Origin of the sequence: Azospirillum formosense (genome assembly GCF_013340925.1) — a bacterium.
Classification (GTDB): Bacteria; Pseudomonadota; Alphaproteobacteria; order Azospirillales; family Azospirillaceae; genus Azospirillum; species Azospirillum formosense.
In genome coordinates, this window is the sequence record NZ_WHOR01000130.1 from 1 (window position 1) to 15,314 (window position 15,314).

13 protein-coding genes and 1 pseudogene are annotated in these 15,314 nt (G+C 68.2%); 10 read left to right on the forward strand and 4 right to left on the reverse strand.

All coding sequences use genetic code 11. The features are described from left to right. Window positions 1–368 precede the first annotated feature (368 nt). The 3 genes from GBZ26_RS17095 to GBZ26_RS17105 all read left to right on the forward strand — a co-directional run bounded on the left by GBZ26_RS17095 (window position 369) and on the right by GBZ26_RS17105 (window position 4,758). Window positions 369–1,448, forward strand: a complete 1,080-nt coding sequence (locus GBZ26_RS17095; RefSeq protein WP_174439859.1) for a transglycosylase SLT domain-containing protein — start codon at window positions 369–371, stop codon at window positions 1,446–1,448. Window positions 1,449–1,715: 267 nt separating this feature from the next. Next, entirely contained in the window at window positions 1,716–3,665 is a 1,950-nt protein-coding gene (locus GBZ26_RS17100; protein ID WP_343207270.1) for a methyl-accepting chemotaxis protein, read from the forward strand. A 103-nt stretch (window positions 3,666–3,768) separates the two neighbouring features. Continuing rightward, a complete protein-coding gene (locus GBZ26_RS17105; protein ID WP_174439860.1) occupies window positions 3,769–4,758 on the forward strand; it encodes a small ribosomal subunit Rsm22 family protein in 990 nt (329 codons plus the stop codon). A gap of 3 nt (window positions 4,759–4,761) precedes the next feature. Here the strand turns inward: GBZ26_RS17105 and GBZ26_RS17110 are convergent, their stop codons facing one another. Continuing rightward, window positions 4,762–5,880: a DNA topoisomerase IB gene (locus tag GBZ26_RS17110; protein WP_174439861.1), complete on the reverse strand. Its 1,119-nt coding sequence runs from the start codon at window positions 5,878–5,880 to the stop codon at window positions 4,762–4,764. A gap of 131 nt (window positions 5,881–6,011) precedes the next feature. Here GBZ26_RS17110 and GBZ26_RS17115 point away from each other — a divergent pair, with 131 nt between their 5' ends. From GBZ26_RS17115 to GBZ26_RS17125, 3 genes are all read left to right on the forward strand, one after another. Continuing rightward, a complete protein-coding gene (locus GBZ26_RS17115; RefSeq protein ID WP_174439862.1) occupies window positions 6,012–6,320 on the forward strand; it encodes a hypothetical protein in 309 nt (102 codons plus the stop codon). Between the two features lie 74 nt (window positions 6,321–6,394). Then, window positions 6,395–8,020: an alpha-glucosidase gene (locus GBZ26_RS17120; RefSeq protein WP_174439863.1), complete on the forward strand. Its 1,626-nt coding sequence runs from the start codon at window positions 6,395–6,397 to the stop codon at window positions 8,018–8,020. 167 nt (window positions 8,021–8,187) lie between these two features. Beyond that, complete coding sequence (locus GBZ26_RS17125; RefSeq protein ID WP_174439864.1) at window positions 8,188–9,294, forward strand: TRAP transporter substrate-binding protein DctP; 1,107 nt, start codon at window positions 8,188–8,190, stop codon at window positions 9,292–9,294. Between the two features lie 62 nt (window positions 9,295–9,356). Here GBZ26_RS17125 and GBZ26_RS17130 read toward each other — a convergent pair whose 3' ends face one another. Further along, on the reverse strand, window positions 9,357–9,977 hold the full coding sequence (locus GBZ26_RS17130; RefSeq protein ID WP_343207269.1) for a glutathione S-transferase family protein: 621 nt from the start codon (window positions 9,975–9,977) through the stop codon (window positions 9,357–9,359). 206 nt (window positions 9,978–10,183) lie between these two features. On the opposite strand from GBZ26_RS17130, the gene GBZ26_RS17135 reads away from it, so the two are divergent. The 3 genes from GBZ26_RS17135 to GBZ26_RS17145 all read left to right on the forward strand — a co-directional run bounded on the left by GBZ26_RS17135 (window position 10,184) and on the right by GBZ26_RS17145 (window position 13,090). Further along, window positions 10,184–11,995 carry an extracellular solute-binding protein gene (locus tag GBZ26_RS17135; RefSeq protein ID WP_174439866.1) on the forward strand — a complete coding sequence of 604 codons (1,812 nt, stop codon included), beginning with the start codon at window positions 10,184–10,186 and terminating at the stop codon, window positions 11,993–11,995. A 17-nt stretch (window positions 11,996–12,012) separates the two neighbouring features. Then, window positions 12,013–12,417 carry a response regulator gene (locus GBZ26_RS17140; protein ID WP_174439867.1) on the forward strand — a complete coding sequence of 135 codons (405 nt, stop codon included), beginning with the start codon at window positions 12,013–12,015 and terminating at the stop codon, window positions 12,415–12,417. A 220-nt stretch (window positions 12,418–12,637) separates the two neighbouring features. Further along, entirely contained in the window at window positions 12,638–13,090 is a 453-nt protein-coding gene (locus GBZ26_RS17145) for a hypothetical protein (protein ID WP_174439868.1), read from the forward strand. Window positions 13,091–13,147: 57 nt separating this feature from the next. Here GBZ26_RS17145 and GBZ26_RS17150 read toward each other — a convergent pair whose 3' ends face one another. Together GBZ26_RS17150 and GBZ26_RS17155 are read right to left on the reverse strand one after the other, a co-directional pair. Next, window positions 13,148–14,344, reverse strand: a complete 1,197-nt coding sequence (locus tag GBZ26_RS17150) for an E22 family MetX-like putative esterase (protein ID WP_174439869.1) — start codon at window positions 14,342–14,344, stop codon at window positions 13,148–13,150. Between the two features lie 105 nt (window positions 14,345–14,449). Then, window positions 14,450–14,770 (reverse strand): heavy metal-binding domain-containing protein, encoded by a 321-nt coding sequence (locus GBZ26_RS17155; protein ID WP_014197078.1) that lies wholly within the window; start codon window positions 14,768–14,770, stop codon window positions 14,450–14,452. Window positions 14,771–14,990: 220 nt separating this feature from the next. Between GBZ26_RS17155 and GBZ26_RS17160 the strand changes: the two are divergent. Beyond that, window positions 14,991–15,314 (forward strand): annotated as a pseudogene (locus GBZ26_RS17160) (XRE family transcriptional regulator); the annotation flags it as partial.

The following is a 15,314-nucleotide window of genomic DNA, read 5'->3' on the forward strand; positions in this document are numbered from 1 at the left end:
GGGGGAAGGGGAGAGCTGTCGGGCATCGGCATGCGGCTATAAATGAACGTTCATTCAATATGGAATGATCTTTGAAAAGTCAAGCGGTTGCGGGAGCTGCGGCGATCGGCCCTGCAAGTTTAGGGCGTGACAGGAATGGGTCTCTCGCTTGCATCCGCAAAGACGGCAACAGTGTCGAATGGGACAGAAAAAGGGCCAATACGGATGAACAGCATTTGCCTGAAAACCATTCCAATGGGCTATGAAAAAGGGAAAGGCCGTGGAATCAGGACATTACACCCGCCTTGTTGCTTGACAGCGGGCATCATTACATCGCAAAGAGAGGGTAACGCTTTCGATCTTTGTGCAATCAGCACGGACCCCTCCTCGTGGCTTATCGTGACTTCACCGCGGCTCGCACCGCCGGTGCCGCCCTGATTCTCGCCCTCGGCTTGGCGGGTTGCGCCTCGAACGCTCCGGAAACGGCGGAGCTTGCCGTCAAGGCCCCGGAGGTGGCCGTCGTCCCGATTGATCCGAACGACCCGCTCGGCCGCTGGGTCCCCCACATGCGCGAGGCGTCGGAACGGTTCGACGTGCCGGAGAAGTGGATCAGGGCCGTGATGATGCGCGAGAGCGGCGGGCGCTCCGTCGTGAACGGGCGCACCATCACCAGCCATGCCGGGGCCATCGGGCTGATGCAGGTGATGCCCGGCACCTACGACATGATGCGCACGCAATACGGGCTGGGGGCCGATCCGTCCGATCCGCGTGACAACATCCTGGCCGGCACCGCCTATCTGCGGGAGATGTACGACCTGTTCGGCGCGCCGGGCTTCCTCGCCGCCTACAATTGCGGCCCGGCCTGCTACGCCTCGCACCTCGCGGGCAAGCAGAGGCTGCCGCGGGAAACCCGGATGTACATCGCGGCCTTGACGCCGAACCTGCGCGGCGCCGCGCCGCGCGAGCCGTCGCAGGCGGCGGGCGCCAGCGCGATCGAGGTCGCCATCGTTCCGGCGAGCGCTCCCACGCCGCCGCCCGTGGCGGTGGCCGCCAAGCCCGCCGCCAAGCCGGCGGTTCCGGAACCAGTCGCCGTCGCCGCCGTGGTGCCGGAACCGGTGGCGCCGGTGCCGCAGACCCCGGCCGCTCTCGCGCCGATCGCCGTCGCTGCCCTGGAACCCCGCCCGGCTCCGCTGGTGGTGGAGCCGAGTGGCCGTGGCGAAGCCCGTCCACCCGCGGAATTCGTCGCCGCCACCGACCGGGATGCGTCGACCGCGGCCCGCTCCGGACGGACACCGTCCCGGACCGTGGAAACCCTGGTCGCCGAGGCGATGCTGCCGCCCCACGCGGTCGGCAAGGGCGAGCGGGTGGTCATCCGCTTCGTGTCGCAGCGCAGCGGCGGCTGCGGCAGCCTGGAGGGCCGGGACCGCGTCTGCGTCGCCCTGGCCGGAGGGGAAGGCGCCGGCCTGTAACGGCCTCGTCCGCTTCCGTCTCACAGCATCGGCAACAACCAGAGGCGGCGCCCACCGGACGGTCGGGCGCCGTCTTCGGTTTTCCACAATAGCCTCACCCCCACATCCCCGAGCATATAGGTACTCAAACAATAAAGCCCCGGAGGAGGAGCCCTGCGCGCTCCATCCGGAACAATGAAGAGTTCGGGGGAACGCTGCGGATGAGGTGCGGAGATGGTATCCGGTGCAAGTGATCGGGCAAAACGCTCGACCTTTCAAGTCGTTGTGGTGGATTGCCTGATTGCGGGCGTCGTGGTGGCCGCCCTGGCGGTGTTCGGCGGCATGACCGCCATGGAGGCGACGCGCATCGCCGACGGCAACGCCGAACTGGCGCAGCGGGTGGCCGAGAACCAGCGGATCGCGCTGGAGGCCGAACGGCTCGCCAAGCTGGGCGAGGCGGTGATCGCCAGCGGTGACGAGGCGATGCGGGCTGAAGCGCTGTCCGGCCTGGACGCCCACGCCGCGCGGATGTCCGCCAACGCCGCGCCGGAGATTGCGCAAACCGTCGCCAAGGCGGTCGCGGCCAGCCGCGAGGCCGCGACCATCGGCGCCAAGGTCGAGGCGCTGGACAAGAAATTCGGCTTCAACATCAGCCGCGCGGAAAGCCTGTCGGGCGACATCGCCCGCGGCCTGTCCGCGGCGATGCGCGCGACCACGCAACCGTCGGACGAGCAGGCGCTCGCCACGCTCTTCTCGACGATCCGCGACGCCAAGTTCCTGCTGACCCGCCTGCCGTCCCAGCTCTACCCGCCGGCCGTCGGCAATGACCTGCGCCAGTTCCGCGAGCACATGGCGAAGGCCATGGAACTGCGCCGGCATTTGCCGTCCGCCGACGAGTTCGAGAGCGTCGCCGACGACATCGCGTCCTTCGCGGCACTCGACGAGGCCTTCGCGCAGCGCACCGAAACGCTGCGCCTGACCACCGACGCCCACGCCCACAACCAGGAGGTCCGGACGCTGGTCGACGGGCTGGTGCAGGGGATGAACGCCGCCTCCGACGCGGTGACCGCGCGCAGCCAGGAGGGGGCGGCGGCGCTGACCGCGGTGCTGGACCGGCTGACGCTGATCGCGCTGGGGGCCTTCGTGCTGATCGGTCTGGTCGGCGGCGTGAACATGCTGCTGGGCTACCGCTTCATCATGCAGCCGGTGCGCGACGCCAGCCGGGCGCTCCAGGCGTTGACCCGCGGCGAGGGCGCGGTGCCCCTGCGCCCCTCGCCCCTGCGCGAGATCGCCGACATCCACGGCGCGGTCGAGGCGTTCCGCGAGGCGCTGGACGCCCGCCAGCGGGCGGAGGAGACGCGCCGCGACCAGGAGCGCCGCGCCGAGGAGGAACGCCGCGCCCTGATGGCGAAACTGGCGGACGGGCTGGAGCGCACCGTCCAGGCGGTGGCCGGGTCGCTGTCCGTGGCGGCGGAGGAGGTCACCGGCTCCGCCCGCGCGGTGGCCGGCATGGCGTCGGACACCGCGCAACGCACCCGTGCCGCCGCCGACGCCGCCGGCACGGCGACCAGCAACGTCGGCGCCGTGGCCTCGGCCAGCGAACAGCTCTCCGCCTCCATCGACGGGATCGGGCGGCAGATCGCCCAGTCGCGCAGCGTGGCGGAGGACGCCGTCGCTGAATCCCGGCGCGCCGACGGCCTGACCAAGGGCCTGTCGGATTCCGCCCAGAAGATCGGCGAGGTGGTCGCCATCATCACCGCCATCGCCCAGCAGACCAACCTTTTGGCGCTCAACGCCAGCATCGAGGCGGCGCGGGCCGGCGACGCCGGCAAGGGTTTCGCCGTCGTCGCCACCGAGGTGAAGGCGCTCGCCTCCCAGACCGCCTCCTCGACGGAGGAGATCGCCACGCTGGTCCATGGCATCCAGCAATCGACGATGGGGGTGGTGGACGCCATTGCCCGCATCGGCTCCACCATCGCCGTCATCGGCGAGAGCGTGTCCGGCATCGCCGCTGCGGTCGAGCAGCAGCGGCAGGCGACCTCGGAGATCACCCACAACGTGCGCATCGTGGAGTGCATGAACACCGACGTGTCGTCCAACATCGGCGATGTCAGCCGTGTGGCGGTGGACACCAGGCGCTCCGCCGACGCCATGATGGGGGCGGCCGACCGCCTGTCGGAGCTGGCCGGCACGCTGAACGGCGCGGTGGACGATTTCCTGCGGCAGGTGCGGGCGTAAACGCCGGTTCCCTGTTTTGCCTGGGGCCCTGTTTTGTCCGTGTGCCTGGGGCGGGCGGCGTGCTAACAGGCGGGACGAGACCACGCCTGCCCCCTCCGGACCCATGGAACTCCCCCCTTCGCTCCGCCACGCGGTGGATCGCGCGCTCGACGGTATCGCCCTGGCCGACCTGAAGCGCGCGGCGGATCGCCTTTCCCAACGCTATCGGGCGGAGGTGCGGGACGGGCGTTTCCACCTGTCGGATGATCTGGCGGCGCGGGCCTATCTCGCCACCCGCCTGCCGGCGACCTTCGCCGCCGTCCGCTCCAGCATGGCGGCGGTGGCCGAGGCGCTTCCCGACTTCGCGCCGGTGACCGCCCTGGACGTGGGGGCCGGGCCAGGAACCGCTCTCTGGGCGGCGTCCGATTGCTGGGCCAGCCTGGACGACGCTTTGCTGATCGAGGGCAGTCCGGCCATCCGCGCGGTCGGCGAAACGCTGTCCGGCGCGGCAGTGCCCGCGCGGATCGTTTGGCGGGCCGGCGACGCCACGGGTGACCTGCCCGATCTGGAGCCGCGCGATCTGGTGACTCTGGCCTACGTTCTGGACGAACTGGCGGAGCCGGCGCGCGACCGGCTGGTCGACCGGCTGTGGTCGCTCACAGCCGGGACGCTGCTGATCGTGGAGCCCGGCACGCCCGCCGGCTGGGCGCGGATCGTCCGGGCGCGGCAGAGGCTGGTCGCCGTCGGCGCCCATCTGCTGGCGCCCTGCGTGCACAGCGCCGCCTGCCCGCTGGCGGCACCGGACTGGTGCCATTTTTCCCGCCGGGTCGCCCGCTCCCGCCTGCACCGCATGGCCAAGGGGGCGGAGGTGCCCTGGGAGGACGAAAAGTTCGTCTACATCGCGGCTTCCCGCCAGCCCGGCGCAAAGCCCGAGGCCCGCATCATCGCGCCGCCCTGGAACGCCGGGAACGGTCGCATCGGCTTCAAGCTCTGCGGTCGGGACGGCGCCCAAACGGAGCGGATTCTCGGCAAGCGCGACGGCGCCGCCTTCAAGGCCGCGCGACGGCTGGACTGGGGCGACGGCCTGTCCACCCCGGACCAGCCGGAGTCCTAGCCCCTACGCCGCGCGCCGCCGCCGGCTCTCGCTGGCGCGGGATTGGCGTTCGCGCTCCAACCGGCCGCGCAGGAAGGCCAGCACGGCGGCCTCCTCGGCCTCCAGCTCGGGAAGCTCCTCGCGCAACTCCGTCTCGACCTCGCGGGTCAGCGAGTCCAGCAGGTTGCCCTCCAGATAGGCGTCCAGAATCTCGGGATGGACGTAGCTCTTGCGGCAGACGCTGGCGGTGTTGCCGAGGCGGGAGGCCACCTGCTCGATGGCGTGGGTGACGTTGCGCTTGGCCTTGGCGGCACTGTCGAAACTCTCGAACTCCCGCAGCGCCATGGCGGCCAGGACGGTGCCGGCCCAGGTGCGGAAGTCCTTGGCGGTGAAGTCCTGTCCGGTGGCGGCGCGCAGATACTCGTTCACGTCGCCCGAACTCACCGCGTGGCGCTGCCCGTCGCGGTCCATGTACTGGAACAGCTCGTCGCCGGGCACGTCGCGACAGGCGCGGACGACGCGGGCGAGGCGGCGATCCTTCAGGGCGACGTTCCATTCCTTCCCGGACTTGCCCTTGAAGGTGAAACGGATTTCCGAGCCCTCGATGTCGGCGTGGTCGTCGCGCAGGGTGGTCAGGCCGTAGCTGCTGTTCTCCCGCGCGTAGCTTTCGTTGCCGACGCGGATCAGCGTGGTCTCCAGCAACCGCACCACGGCGGCCAGAACCTTCTCGCGCGGCAGGCCGCGGCGGGCGAGGTCGCCGTCCACCTGACGGCGGATGGCCGGCAGGGCGCGGCAGAAATCGAGCATGCGCCCGAACTTCGTGCCCTCGCGCATCTCGGTCCAGCGCGGGTGGTAGCGGTACTGCTTGCGCCCGCGCGTGTCGCGGCCCGTGGCCTGGAGGTGGCCCTCCGGGTCCGGACAGATCCAGACGCCGCGGTAGGCCGGCGGGATCGCCAGCTTGCGGATGCGCTGAAGAGTGTCCTCCTCGGTCACCCGCGTGCCGTCGGGCCACAGATAGGAGAAGCCCTTGCCGGCGCGCCGCCGCCGGATGCCCGGCTCGTCGTCGCAGACATAGCTCAGCCCGGCGCAGGCCGCGGCCTCCTCCGCCTCGGTGCGGGGATCGATGACCGTCACTCCGTCCATTCTGGAATCCCCATCGATTGCTTGTGGGGAAACATCCGCGCCGGCTTTTGGTTGCATGGTTGCGGCGGGCGCGCCGTTCGGCGACCATGGCCCCGGCCTTGAGGCCCGCCGGCACCGAAGGGAAGAGGACGATGGACGAGACCAAGCTGACCGCGGCCCTGCCGAACCTGGACATCCAGATCCTGCACCGGGACGATCCGGAGCGCGGGGCCGAGACGATCGCCGTTCAGATCACCGCCACGCCCTCCTTCGACGCGCTGCGCGGGATGATGGGGCCTGCGCTGCTGGCCTCGGCCAACCCGCTGCTCAACCCGGCCTTTGCCAACGCCAACCCGATGCTCGCCCTGTGGACGGCGCCGATGCGGATGTGGAGCGACGCCATGCGGCAGGTCTGGGCGCCCTGGCTGCGCCTGACGCCGCCGGGTGGTCGCAAGCCGTGACCAATCGCAGCCCGGTAACCGATCGTTAGGGCTATGGGGGGACCCTTTCCACGAGTCTCGTGTGGAGGGTCCTTATGTCCCAGGCGTCTTCGTGGCTGCGCGGTGCCGCGCTGTACCAGATCTATCCCCTCAGTTTCCTCGACCGGAACGGCGACGGCTGGGGCGATCTGGACGGCGTGCTGGACGGCCTCGGCCATGTGGCGTCGCTCGGCGTGCAGGGGGTGTGGATCAGCCCCTTCTACCCGTCGCCGCAGAAGGACTTCGGCTACGACATCACCGACCACCGGGCGGTCGACCCGCGCATGGGCCGGCTGGAGACGGTGGACCGCATCATCGAGGCGGCGCACGGCCACGGGCTGAAGGTGATCCTGGATCTGGTCTGCGGCCACACCTCGGACGCGCACCCGTGGTTCAGCGACAGCCGCCGGTCGCGCGGCGGGGAGTTCGCGGACTGGTACGTCTGGGCCGACCCGCGCCCCGACGGCACGCCGCCCAACAACTGGCTGTCGGTGTTCGGCGGCCCCGCCTGGACGTGGGAGCCGCGGCGGCGCCAGTATTATCTGCACCATTTCCTGTCCAGCCAGCCCGCCCTGAACCTGCACGACGAGGCGGTGCTCCAGGCGCTCGGCGACACCGCGGCCTTCTGGCTGGAGCGCGGGGTGGACGGCTTCCGCATTGATGCGGTGGACTTCTTCGCCCACGACCCGCAGCTCCGCTCAAACCCGGCGGCGGCCTGGAGCGGGGCGGAGCCGCCGGCCAAGCTGTTCGCCCTGCAACAGCATCTCCACGACATGATGCACCCGGCCATTCACACCGTGCTGGCCCGGCTGCGCGCCGTCGTGGACCGCTATCCCGACCGGGCGCTGCTGGGCGAGCTGTCGAGCCAGCCGGGGGCGGGGCGGCGCACTGCCGCCTATTGCGGGCCGCAGGGACTGCACGCCGCCTATACCCTGTCGCTGGCCAAGCAGCCTTTCACCGCGCAGAACTTCGCCGCGGCGCTGACCGGCACGCCGCAGCCGGAGGCGATCTGCTGGAGCTTCTCCAATCACGACGTCGAGCGCGCCGCCAGCCGCTGGCTGCCGCCCGGCACCGATCCGGAGCGCTTCAACGCCCTGCTCGCCACCCTGTTCGCCACGCTGCCCGGCACCGTCTGCCTCTACCAGGGGGAGGAGCTGGCGCTGCCCAACGCGACGCTGGAGCCGGAGGAACTGCGCGACCCCTTCGGCATCGCCTATTGGCCTGACTTCCAGGGGCGCGACGGCAGCCGCACGCCGATGCCTTGGCGGTCCGGCGCCGCCAACGCCGGTTTCTCCAGCGCGGTCGAGACGTGGTTGCCGGTGGCGGAATCCCACAATGCCCTGGCGGTCGACGCGCAGGAGCGGCGCCCCGGCAGCCCGCTCGACGTCTGGCGGTCCGCGCTGCGCCTGCGCCGCCGTCATCCTGCGCTGACGCAGGGCGGCGTCACGGCGGTGGAGGAGGCCGGGAGTGTCCTGGCCTTCGAACGGGCAGCGGACGGCGAGGAACTGCTGGCGGTCTTCAATCTGGCCGACCAGCCGGCGGAATACGCGCTGAAACGCAAGCCACTAATGGCGGCGATCGACCCGCCCCGCCCGCCGGGAGCCCCGGTTCCCGAGGTCAGCGCGGACGGGCGGACGCTGGTCCTGCCGCCGCTCTCCGCCTTCCTGGGGCGGCGCGGCTGAGGCAGTCGCCTAATCCGTAGGACCAGGGTAGACCTGTCATGCGCATTTGTGCGATGAATCGGAACGAAAACGCTGCTTTGTTACAGTTGTGAAAATTCCCTCGCAACAAGTGGTCCGACGGGCTGCTTGAAACGAAAAGGGAAGGCGGAGTCCACGGGAGAAGAATCGTGAAAAGACGTGCGTTTCTGAAGTCGGCGGGTGCGGGCGCCGCGGCCACGGGTGCGGGGCTGGCGGTGGCCGGCGTGGCCGCGCCGGCCATTGCGCAGTCGCAGCCGGAAATCCAGTGGCGCTTGGCGTCGAGCTTCCCGAAGAGCACCGACATCCTGTTCGGCGCTTCGGAACTGATCGCCCGCCGCGTTGCCGAGAGCACGGACGGCAAGTTCCAGATCCGCGCCTTCCCGGCCGGTGAACTGGTGCCCGGCCTCCAGGTGCTCGACGCCGTGCAGAACGGTTCGGTCCAGTGCGGCCACACCTGCGGCTATTATTATGTCGGCAAGGACCCGACCTTCGCCTTCGACACGGCCATTCCGTTCGGCCCGAACGCGCGCCAGACCACCGCCTGGTTCCAGGCTGGCGGTCTCGACCTGATGCGCGCCTTCATGAAGAACCACAACGTCATCCAGTTCCCGGCGGGCAACACCGGCGCCCAGATGGGCGGCTGGTACCGCAAGGAAATCAAGACCGCGGCGGACTTCCAGGGCCTGAAGATCCGCATCGCCGGCATCACCGGCCAGATCATGTCGAAGATGGGCGCCACCCCGACCCAGATCGCCGGCGCGGACGTCTATCCGGCGCTGGAGAAGGGCACCATCGACGCGACCGAGTTCGTCGGCCCCTACGACGACGAGCGGCTGGGCTTCCACCAGGTCGCCAAGTACTACTACTACCCGGGCTGGTGGGAAGGCGGGCCGAACGTCTCGCTCTACGTCAATCTGCAGGAGTGGGAGAAGCTCCCCAAGTCCTACCAGTCGATCCTGACGGCCGCCTGCGCCGAGGCGAACACCTACATGATCGCCCGTTACGATTCGGAGAACGCCAAGGCTCTGAAGCGTCTGGTCGCCAAGGGCACTCTCCTGCGCGCCTACCCGCGCGACCTGATGGAGCAGGCTCACAAGATCGCCTTCGAGTATTACGACGAGCTGGCGAAGACCAACCCGAACTTCAAGACCATCTACGAGAGCTGGAAGCCGTTCCTCGACGAGACCCAGCTCTGGTTCCGCGTCGCCGAGCTGCCCTATGACAGCTTCGTGGCGTCGGCCGGCACCAAGAAGTAAGACGTTTCACCTGGAAAGGGGCCCCCATCCGCACCGCGGGTGGGGGCCCTTTCTTTTGGTCGTCAGCCGACGTCCGTCTGTGGCATCAGTTCCATCTGGCGCTTGGCGCCGGGCTGGGCCAGCATGCGGGCGTGCCACGCCTGGACGTTGGGGTAGGTGGCGATGTCGATGTTCGACTCCTCCACGAGGTCGATCCACGGGAAGGCGAAGATGTCGGCGATGGTGACCCGCTCGCCCTCGATGAAGGTGCGCCCCGCCAGATGGCGGTCGAACTGGGCGAGTCCGCCGGCCGCCGCGGCGTCGATCCAGGGCAGGGCGTTCGCGTCGCCGTGAAACTTGCGCACCGCGCGGGCGCGCTGGACCGGCAGCAGCACGTCGGCCAGCCAGGACAGCCACTCCGCCAGCCTGATCCGCTCCGCCTCGTCCCGCCCGCCGAACCGGACGGTCTTCTCCGCAAGATAGGTGAGAATGACGCCCGATTCGGAAATGCTGAGGTCGCCGTGGACCAGGGTCGGCACCCGGCCGAAGCGGTTGATGGCGAGATAGTCCGCAGACTTCTGCTGGCTGCCTCGCAGGTCGACATGGCGGTAGGCGTAGGGCACGCCGGCCATCGACAGAAATAGGACGACACGGGTGGCGGGCTGGGAGTTGAAATTGCCGTAGACGGTGAATTCGGCGGACACGGTCGAAGAACCCTCCATGCTGGTCGCGCTTGGCCGCGCGGATTGCCGAAAACCATGACGGCAAGCCCGCCGGGACACCAGAGCAAATCGCTGGGTGCCATGCCGCAGGGCGGGGAAGGGGCTTTCGCACCGCTTCACCCCACCCACATGTTATCAGAGCGGAATCGGGGCCGAATGCTCCGGAGGGATTGATGGGAGGATGGGGCATGCGCCGTGTGGCCGCTGGACTGTTGATCGGGCTGATCGCCGCCGCCGTGGCCGGGCCAGCGGGGGCGCAGCCGAGGCACGGCATGGCGCTGTACGGCGAGCCGAAATACGGGCCGGACTTCCGGCACTTCGATTACGTCAACCCGGACGCCCCGAAGGGCGGCAAGGTGACTCTCCAGGCCATCGGCTCCTTCGACACGCTGAATCCCTTCACGCTGCGCGGGGTGCCCGCGGCGGGGGCGGCGCTGATCTACGACACGCTGATGACCGGGTCGGCGGATGAGCCCTTCACCGAATACGGCCTGCTCGCCGAAAGCGTGGAGATGCCGGAGGACCGCTCCTCCATAACCTTCAATCTGCGTTCCGGCGCGCGGTGGCACGATGGAAAGCCGGTCACCGCCGAGGACGTGGTGTTCTCCTTCACCATCCTGACGGAGAGCCATCCGTTCTACCGCAGCTATTACGGCGCCGTGGACAAGGTCGAGGCCGAGGGGGAACGCCGCGTCCGCTTCACCTTCAAGCCGGGTGACAACCGCGAGCTTCCGATGATCGTCGGCCAGTTGCCGGTGCTGCCGAAGCATTATTGGGAGGGCAAGGACTTCCAGGCGACCACGCTGGAGCCGCCGCTGGGCAGCGGTCCCTACCGCATCGCGTCCTTCGATCCGGGCCGCGGCATCACCTATGAGCGGGTCGCCGACTACTGGGGCCGGGACCTTCCGGTGAATGTCGGTCGGAACAATTTCGGCAGCATGGCCTACGAGTATTACCGGGACGCCAGCGTCGCCCTGCAGGCCTTCCGCGGCGGGCTGTACGACTTCCGCCAGGAGAACGTCGCCAAGACCTGGGCCACCGGCTACGACTTCGACGCGGTGCGCGACGGCAGGGTGGTGAAGGAGGAGATCGCCAACGAGGTGCCGGCGGGCATGCAGGGCTTCGTGTTCAACACGCGCCGCCCGGTCTTCGCGAACCCGAAGGTGCGTCAGGCCATCGCCTACGCCTTCGACTTCGAGTGGACGAACCAGACCCTGTTCTACGGCGCCTACAAGCGGACGGAGAGCTATTTCGAGAACTCGCCGCTTCAGTCCAAAGACCTGCCGCAGGGCCGCGAGCTGGCGATCCTGGAGCCGCTGCGCGGGAAAATCCCCACCGAGGTCTTCGAGAAGACCTACCACCCGCCCAGCACGGAGGGCCAGAACGGGCTGCGCCGCAACCTGCTGGAGGCCAAGCGGCTGCTCGACGAGGCGGGGACCGACGTGCGCAACGGGGTGCGGGTCGACGTCGCGACCGGCAAGCCTCTAGACTTTGAAATCCTTCTGGACAGCCCGACCTTCGAGCGGGTGACGCTGCCCTTCATCGAGAATCTGAAACGGCTTGGCATCCGCGCCAGCATCCGTACGGTGGACACCACCCAGTACGAGAATCGCACGCGCGACTTCGATTTCGACATGGTGGTCCATGTCTGGCCGCAGTCCCTGTCGCCGGGGAACGAGCAGACCGGCTATTGGGGATCGGCCTTCGCCGACCGTCCGGGAAGCCAGAACATGGCCGGGGTGCGCAGCGAGGCGGTCGATCATCTGATCGGCGAGATCGTCCGCGCCAACAGCCAGGAGGATCTGAAGGCCGCGGTGTCGGCGCTCGACCGGGTGCTGCTGTGGAACCATTACGTGGTGCCGCACTGGTACTCCGGCGTCTACCGCGTGGCCTATTGGAGCCGCTTGAAGCGCCCCGAAACCATACCGCCCTACTCGATCTCCTTCGACGCCTGGTGGTTGTCGGACGCCTCGTCCGCCGGCCCTGGCAAAGCGCCGTGACGAGCGGGACGGCTGCCATGAGTGATCAATCGCTGGCTGCGACGCGGACCATCCTCGTCGTCGATGACAACGCGCTGATGCGCAAGCTGCTGGTCCGTTGCCTGGAGGAGGGCGGACACCGCGTGGTGGAGACGGACGATCCTCGGGCCGTGCTCGACCTGATGCGCGCGTTGAAACCCGATCTCGTGATCATGGACGTGGTGATGCCCGGCCTGTCCGGTGTCGAACTGGTGCGGATGATCCGCGCCGACCAAGCTCTGGCGCGCACGCTGGTGGTTGCGGTCACCAACCTGTTCACACCCACGGACATGCTGCGATTCTCCCGTGCCGGGTTCGACGGGCATGTGCCCAAGCCGATCCAGCCGAAGGACTTCCTGGCGACGATCACCCGCTATCTGGACGGCCAGGGAGATCGGATATGAAATCCGTTTTAGAACAGCCTATTAAGGAAGTTTTTTAAACTTAACGTTAAGAATGAGGGTGTCCGACCGTATTGACAGGATGGATGAGGGAGCACTCTCAATCATCTGAAAAGAAACCGTTTCATCAGCTTGCATCGCCTCTTCCGGCGGCGGACGCTCCTCACCGGCGGGCAGTCCGTGCTACAGTCCTACGGTCCTTGACCCTTTCAACGCCCCACCCATGAAGGTCATCGCCGCTGTTCCGCTGTTGCTCGTGCTGCTGGCTGTGCCTGCGGCTGCGGACCCGATGCGGGTCGAGAGGACCGATCCCGGCCATCTGCGCGCCTTGAATCGCTCATTCCTTGCCCCGGAGGTCATCCCGCCCCGCACCCGCTACGTGCGCAGCCAAGCGGTCTACAACCTGCCGAAGGGGCTGGACGGACTCACACGGTACGACGCCGCCTTGTCGCGCCTGTGCCAGCGCGGTGCCTTCGGGCAGGAGATGGACGGCTTCTACTGGGCGCGGACGCCGGACAAGCGCTACGGCGTCGCGTTCTCCGGTGGGGCGAATCTGTCGGACCCGCAGAACAAGCGGAAGACCGGGGAGGTGTATTTCTTCGAAGGCCAGGACAGCCGCTGCAACGTCCATGTCGGCGACCAGGCCAAGCTGATGCCGCATTACGTCGGCCCCTGAGAGCAGACGGAAAAGCGCCCCGCCGGCGGTCGTCTCCGGGCGGGGCGGTTGCGTTCGTCACTTCGCCATGAAGGCCGATATGGTATCACCGGCCTTGGCGATGTTTGCGATGCCGTCGAGATGGCCGAGGCTGGTGGTGATCGCATCGGTGTAGGTGACCGCGACGCCCTGCTTTTCCAGCCGTTCCTTCAGCGGATGCATGGCGCGCTCCGGCGGGAAGACCAAATCGTCGGCGGAGGGGATCAGCAGGACCGGTGCCTTGATCTTCGCCAAACCTTCGTCCAGCGCCCCGCCGCCGCCCACCAGGAAGGTCTGGTTGGCCTTCACCAGATAGAGGAAATGGTTGGCGTCGCTGACCGCGGCGCGGGCTGCCGCCGCCTTGTCCAGCCACGCTTCGATGGCGTACTGGTTGTTCATGCTGGCGGCAGGGTCCTTGCCTTCCTCCGCCCAGCCGCGGCCGAAGGTGGCGTCCGCCCATTTCCAGTGGCGGGCGTGCAGGGTCACCAGCTTCAAGGCCTCGGTCAGCCCGGCCTTCGGCTCCGCCTTGCCGTAGTAATCGCCGCCCTGCCAGTTCGGATCGACGCGGATGGGGGCCGCCCACAGGTTCAGCCAGCCGATCAGGAAGGGATCGGCCTCGGCCCCGCCGATCACCGCGACGACGCGCTTGACCATCTCCGGATGGGTGGCGCCCCATTCCAGCGCCTGGAGCGACCCCATGGAGCCGCCCATCACCGCGTGCAGAGACTTTACATTAAGACTGTCCAGCAATGCCTTCTGAACGTTTACAAAATCGCGGATGGTCACGACCGGGAAACTCATGCCGTAGGGCTTGCCGGTGTCCGGATTGACGCTGGCCGGGCCAGTGGTGGTGACGGTCGGGTCTTTCGGCGACAGGTTCACCAGCGTATCGGAACTGACGATGAAGAACTTGTCGGTGTCCAGCGGCTTGCCCGGTCCGATGATGGAATCCCAGTAGCCGGGGGTCGGGTCCTCCATCTTGTACTTCCCGGCGGCGTGGCTGTTGCCGCTGAAAAAATGGGTGATGAGGATGACGTTGTCCCTGGCGTCGTTCAGCTTGCCGTAGCTTTCCCAGCCGATGCGGACGTTCTTGATCGTGCCGCCGCCCACCGTGGTGTAGGACGGCATTTCGAACACCTTCTTCTCCACGAGGCCTTCGAAGGCCAGGACTGGCGCCGCGCAGAAGAGCCCGGCGGCCAGCGCCAGGCCGCCGAGCCGTTTCGCCAGAGAACGCATGTCGTCCCTCCCGTTTCTCAAGTCCCTATCTCGATGCGGGGAGGGAGTGTAAGAGGGTGCGACTGCCCGTCCAGGCGGGCAATCGGCCTAAACGGTTGGGGGAACTCAGCCCAGCCGGACGGCGGTTCCGTTGATCGAGACCATCAGCATGCCGTTCTCCTTGCCCAGAACCTCGTAGTCGATGTCCACGCCGACGATGGCGTCGGCACCCAGCGCCCGCGCCGCGTCCTGCAAGTCGGCGAAGGCGGCCTCGCGGGCGTCGCGCAGCGCGTTCTGGTAGCCGCCGGCCCGGCCGCCGACGATGTCGCGGATGCCGGAGAACAGGTCGCGGAACATGTTCACGCCCAGAATCGCCTCGCCCGCGACCATGCCGAGATATTGTGTGACAGGACGGCCTTCGACGGTGTCGGTGCTGGTGACGATCATTGGTTCCTCCGGATGTGGTTTCGCGCCCTCCAGATGGCGGCGCGCACGGCGCGTCGCAATGGGTGAGGAAAGGGCGCAGCCGGAGGGGAGGGGAGTCCGATGCGATACTGCGAAATCGCAGCGCATCCTCGGCGAAATTGCGACATAAGCGAAGAAACCTTGCGCGTTCCTCCAACGTTCTCTCTTATAAGGGCGCTCTTTCGGCGGGGAGGACAGCGGTATGGACGACACGCGGCGGGCGATCCTGCGCTGGATGACCGGTGTGATGGAGGCCCAGGGCTGGAGCGCCGGGGCCTGGGCGCGGCTGGCCGAGGTCACCCCGACCAACATCACGCGCTTCCTGCGCGACCCGGCGCGGGGCAGCGTTCCCAGCGCGGAAACCCTGGGCCGCTTGGCCCGCGTCGCCGGTTCCGAGCCGCGCTTTCTCGATGATGCCGCCTATCCGGCCGTGGCACGGGTGCCGCTGCTGTCGGTCGAGCAGGTGCGGGACTTTCTGGATCTGGGGCGGAGGGCGGGGGAGGCCTTCATCGCCGCAGCCTTGACG

Excerpts from the sequence above, each read along its gene's own strand:
- GBZ26_RS17105 (WP_174439860.1), top strand. The coding sequence starts at position 3,769 with ATGGAACTCCCCCCTTCGCTCCGCCACGCGGTGGATCGCGCGCTCGAC.
- GBZ26_RS17110 (WP_174439861.1), bottom strand. The coding sequence starts at position 5,880 with ATGGACGGAGTGACGGTCATCGATCCCCGCACCGAGGCGGAGGAGGCC.
- GBZ26_RS17115 (WP_174439862.1), top strand. The coding sequence starts at position 6,012 with ATGGACGAGACCAAGCTGACCGCGGCCCTGCCGAACCTGGACATCCAG.
- GBZ26_RS17120 (WP_174439863.1), top strand. The coding sequence starts at position 6,395 with ATGTCCCAGGCGTCTTCGTGGCTGCGCGGTGCCGCGCTGTACCAGATC.
- GBZ26_RS17135 (WP_174439866.1), top strand. The coding sequence starts at position 10,184 with ATGCGCCGTGTGGCCGCTGGACTGTTGATCGGGCTGATCGCCGCCGCC.
- GBZ26_RS17140 (WP_174439867.1), top strand. The coding sequence starts at position 12,013 with ATGAGTGATCAATCGCTGGCTGCGACGCGGACCATCCTCGTCGTCGAT.
- GBZ26_RS17145 (WP_174439868.1), top strand. The coding sequence starts at position 12,638 with ATGAAGGTCATCGCCGCTGTTCCGCTGTTGCTCGTGCTGCTGGCTGTG.
- GBZ26_RS17150 (WP_174439869.1), bottom strand. The coding sequence starts at position 14,344 with ATGCGTTCTCTGGCGAAACGGCTCGGCGGCCTGGCGCTGGCCGCCGGG.
- GBZ26_RS17155 (WP_014197078.1), bottom strand. The coding sequence starts at position 14,770 with ATGATCGTCACCAGCACCGACACCGTCGAAGGCCGTCCTGTCACACAA.